The organism is Flavobacterium sp. (genome assembly GCF_044373165.1).
Classification (GTDB): Bacteria; Bacteroidota; Bacteroidia; order Flavobacteriales; family Flavobacteriaceae; genus Flavobacterium.
Genome location: NZ_JBILQL010000122.1, coordinates 1 through 4,048, shown reverse-complemented (window position 1 = coordinate 4,048; position 4,048 = coordinate 1). Strand labels below are relative to the sequence as shown.

Annotated in this window: 2 protein-coding genes and 2 pseudogenes; all 4 read right to left on the bottom strand. The window is 41.3% G+C overall.

Annotation, left to right across the window (positions count from 1 at the left end; genetic code table 11):
- Window positions 1-238 (bottom strand): annotated as a pseudogene (locus ACIQ32_RS11375) (hypothetical protein); the annotation flags it as partial.
- Between the two features lie 100 nt (window positions 239-338).
- The gene (locus ACIQ32_RS11370; protein WP_396195808.1) at window positions 339-2,129 is read right to left on the bottom strand and encodes an acyl-CoA dehydrogenase family protein; all 1,791 of its coding nucleotides are present in this window, start codon (window positions 2,127-2,129) and stop codon (window positions 339-341) included.
- A gap of 122 nt (window positions 2,130-2,251) precedes the next feature.
- A complete protein-coding gene (locus tag ACIQ32_RS11365; RefSeq protein ID WP_396195807.1) occupies window positions 2,252-3,439 on the bottom strand; it encodes an acetyl-CoA C-acyltransferase in 1,188 nt (395 codons plus the stop codon).
- An 80-nt stretch (window positions 3,440-3,519) separates the two neighbouring features.
- A pseudogene (locus ACIQ32_RS11360) lies at window positions 3,520-4,048 on the bottom strand (3-hydroxyacyl-CoA dehydrogenase); the annotation flags it as partial.

Genomic DNA, 4,048 nt, shown 5'->3' with positions numbered 1-4,048 from the left:
CTCCTAAGCCATTCCATTTTTTTAAGATTGATAATAAACTTTGCTCTACGTCGTAAAAACTTACGGTGTCGACTTCATTTTCGGCATGTTCTATGACTTCAAATTCGCTGTCGATGGCGATGGTTTCTAATCCGTTTTCTATAAAAGTTACCCAATATTCTTTGGATGACACATTGGTTACTACGCCTTTACCATATTCAGCGTGGTTGATTCTGGAGCCTATTCCTAATAATTTCATAAGTTTAAATTTTGAGCCACTAAAATAGGAATTTACCCTTAATAAAAAAACCATCTGATTGCTCAGATGGTCTTTCAACACAATTAACTTAACTAAAAATCTAAAAACAATAACTATTTTCCGCCACCAACTTGGCTGTAATAGTTTCTCTTAAACCTACAATATTCGGCATATTGGTATATTTGGTAAAACGGCGTAATCCCATTAGCATCATGCGTTGTTCATCGCCTTCCGCAAAAGAGATAATGCTTTCTTTTCCTTTTTGGGTAACCACATCTACGGCTTTGTATAAATATAATTTAGCCATAGCGATTTGCTCCGTAACTTTAGCTTCGCCCTCTTTTTTGGCTAATTTTTCAGTTCTTAGTATAGTACTTTCAGCAATGTATATTTCGATAAGCATATCAGCAGCAGCCATCAATAGTTGTTGGTGTGCGTCTAAATCCATCCCGTATTTTTGAACAGCCGCTCCGGCTACCATTAAAAAGGCTTTTTTCAACTTGCCAATCATTTCTTTTTCTTCCGAAAATAAGGCTGAATAATCAGGTGTATCGAAGGATGGAATACCCATTAATTCTTCTTGCACTTTCATGGCCGGTCCGAGTAAATCTACATGACCCTTCATCGCTTTTTTGATTAGCATTCCTACCGATAGCATTCGGTTGATTTCATTGGTTCCTTCGTAGATACGGGCAATACGGGCATCACGCCAAGCGCTTTCCATAGGCGTATCTTCAGAGAATCCCATGCCGCCGTAGATTTGAATGCCTTCATCGGCACAGTTTTGAACATCTTCTGAAACGGCTACTTTTAAAATGGAACATTCGATAGCGAATTCTTCTACGCCTTTCAATTCAGCTTCTTGATGGCTTGCACCTTCGGCTTCTCGAATTTTGATACGATTTTCAATGTCTTTGGCAGCACGGTAAGTAGCACTTTCTCCGGCATAAGCAGAAGTGGCCATTTCGGCTAGTTTATATCGGATAGCGCCAAAACTGGAGATAGGCGTATTGAACTGAATTCTTTCATTAGCATAATTCACGGCATTGGAAGTCACACGACGTTGCGCGTCCAAACAAGCGGCAGCCAATTTGATGCGACCTACATTCAAAGCATTCATGGCAATTTTGAACCCTTCGCCACGTCCGGCCAACATGTTTTCTACCGGAACTTTGGTGTCTGCAAAGAAAACCTGACGGGTAGAAGAGGCGCGTATACCTAATTTGTGTTCTTCTTCGTTCATCGTGATTCCATTGCTTGGATCATTTTCTACAATGAAACCGGTAATGTTTTTGTCATCTTCAATACGAGCGAAAACAATAAATACAGAACAGAATCCCGCATTAGAAATCCACATTTTTTGTCCGGTAATGTTGTAATACTTTCCATCAGCCGATAAAACCGCTTTCGTTTTTCCGGAATTGGCATCAGAACCTGCGCCGGGTTCGGTCAAACAGTAAGCACCAAACCATTCGCCTGAAGCCAGTTTAGGCACGTATTTTTGTTTTTGTTCTTCGGTTCCGTATAAAGTAATCGGCATGGTTCCAATTCCGGTATGCGCACCAAAAGCCGTTGAGAACGAACCGGTCGCACCCGAAATATAATCGCACACCAAACAAGTATCCACGAATCCCATGCCCATACCGCCATAAGCTTCAGGAACAGCTACGCTTAAAAAGCCCATTTCTCCGGCTTTGCGCATCATTTCTTCTGTAAATGCGTAGTCTTTGTGTTCAAAACGGTCTTTGTTAGGCCAAATTTCTTTATCGACAAATTCTTTAACAGAATCGCGCATCATGATTTGTTCTTCTGAGAAATCTTCAGGAGTAAAAATGTTTTCACATTTGGTTTCCTTTACCAAAAACTGTCCACCTCTTGTTATATCTTCCATTTTATTATTATTTTAAATTTTTTTCTGATTAGTGTTTACCATTAAGAAGTTAAGTTTTTACATTAAGAAAATGTGAGCCTTAATGAAACCTTTAACTTTTCTTAATTTCTTAATGTTTGAAATTATAATAATTCATAAACGCCCGCCGCGCCTTGTCCGGTTCCGACACACATGGAAACGATTCCGTATTTGTCACCTCGGCGTTTCATTTCATCAAATAATTGCACCGATAATTTAGCTCCGGTACAACCTAGCGGATGTCCTAAAGCAATAGCACCGCCGTTCACATTGACAATGTCAGGATTGATGCCTAATTCTCTGGTTACGGCTAAAGCTTGAGAAGCAAAAGCTTCGTTTAATTCGATTAAGTTGATATCGTTTAAAGTCAGGCCTGCTTGTTTCAAAGCTTTCGGAATGGCTTTTACCGGACCGATTCCCATGATTCTTGGTTCCACACCGGCAGCGGCATAACTTACCATTCTGGCAATAGGCGTAAGGTTCAATTCTTTCACCATTTCCTCACTCATTATCAGAACAAAAGCAGCACCATCACTCATTTGTGAAGCATTACCGGCTGTTACACTACCATCGGCAGCAAATACAGGTCTGAGTTTTCCTAAAGCTGCCGCGTTGGTGTCAGCTCTCGGACCTTCGTCTTTGGTCACGGTATAGGATTTGGTTTCTTTTTTACCGTTTTCATTGATAAACGTTTGTTCGATAGTAATCGGAACAATTTGCTTGTCGAATTTACCTTCGGCTTGGGCTTTTATGGCTTTTAAATGCGAATTCAAAGCAAACTCATCTTGGTCTTCGCGAGACACGTTGAATTGTTTGGCTACTGCTTCAGCGGTTAAGCCCATTCCCCAGTAATAATCTTCGTGACCTTCGGCTGCAACGCTGTAATCCGGTGTTGGTTTGTAACCGCCCATTGGAATAAAGCTCATGCTTTCGGCACCGCCGGCGATGATACAATCGGCCATTCCGCTTTGAATTTTAGAAGTGGCCATCGCAATGGTTTCTATTCCTGAAGCGCAATAACGGTTGACTGTTACACCCGGAACATCGGTTACTTTTAATCCCATTAGGGAAATCAAACGGGCTACGTTTAATCCTTGTTCGGCTTCGGGCATGGCGTTTCCTACCATAACGTCGTCGATACGGGTTTTGTCGAAATCAGGAAGCTGAGCCATCATGTACTCAATCGTTTCTGCGGCTAATTCATCCGGTCGTTTGAAACGGAAAACTCCCTTTGGGGCTTTACCTACCGCGGTTCGATAGGCGGAAACAATGTATGCTGTTGTTTTTTTCATTACTGCTATTTTATGTCGTTCCTACGGAACTTTATTGAATCATAATTTATTTGTCTACCCGTATGACGTCTCTACGAGACTTAGTTTCTTAGGGGTTTTCCTTTGGTTAGCATGAATTGGATTCTTTCTAAAGTCTTGCGTTCTGTACACAAGCTTAAGAAAGCTTCTCTTTCAATATCTAGTAAGTATTGTTCTGACACTAATGTTGGTTCGGATAAATCGCCTCCGGCCATTACATAGGCTAGTTTGTTAGCAATTTTTTGGTCGTGTTCCGAGATGTATTTTCCGGCCACCATTTGATCGGTACCAACTAAAAACATACCAAGGGCTTGTTTACCCAATACTTTTACATCTTTTCTTTGAATTGGTTGGGTGTAACCGGCTTCCGCCATTAGCAATGCGTGTTTTTTAGCTTCGGCTATCTGACGGTCTTTGTTGACCACTACTATGTCTTTTCCTTTTTGCAGTACGCCCATGTCAAAGGCTTCATAAGCTGAAGTGGCTACTTTGGCCATGGCGACGGATAGGAAGTATTCTTGCAATGTGTTCAATTCTACATCGTTTTTGCGGAATAGGTCGGAAGCGCGTAAAGTCATTTCTTTAGAACCG

What these genes read in the sequence shown, in the direction of transcription:
- ACIQ32_RS11370 (WP_396195808.1), bottom strand. Translation starts at nt 2,129, where the DNA reads ATGGAAGATATAACAAGAGGTGGACAGTTTTTGGTAAAGGAAACCAAA.
- ACIQ32_RS11365 (WP_396195807.1), bottom strand. Translation starts at nt 3,439, where the DNA reads ATGAAAAAAACAACAGCATACATTGTTTCCGCCTATCGAACCGCGGTA.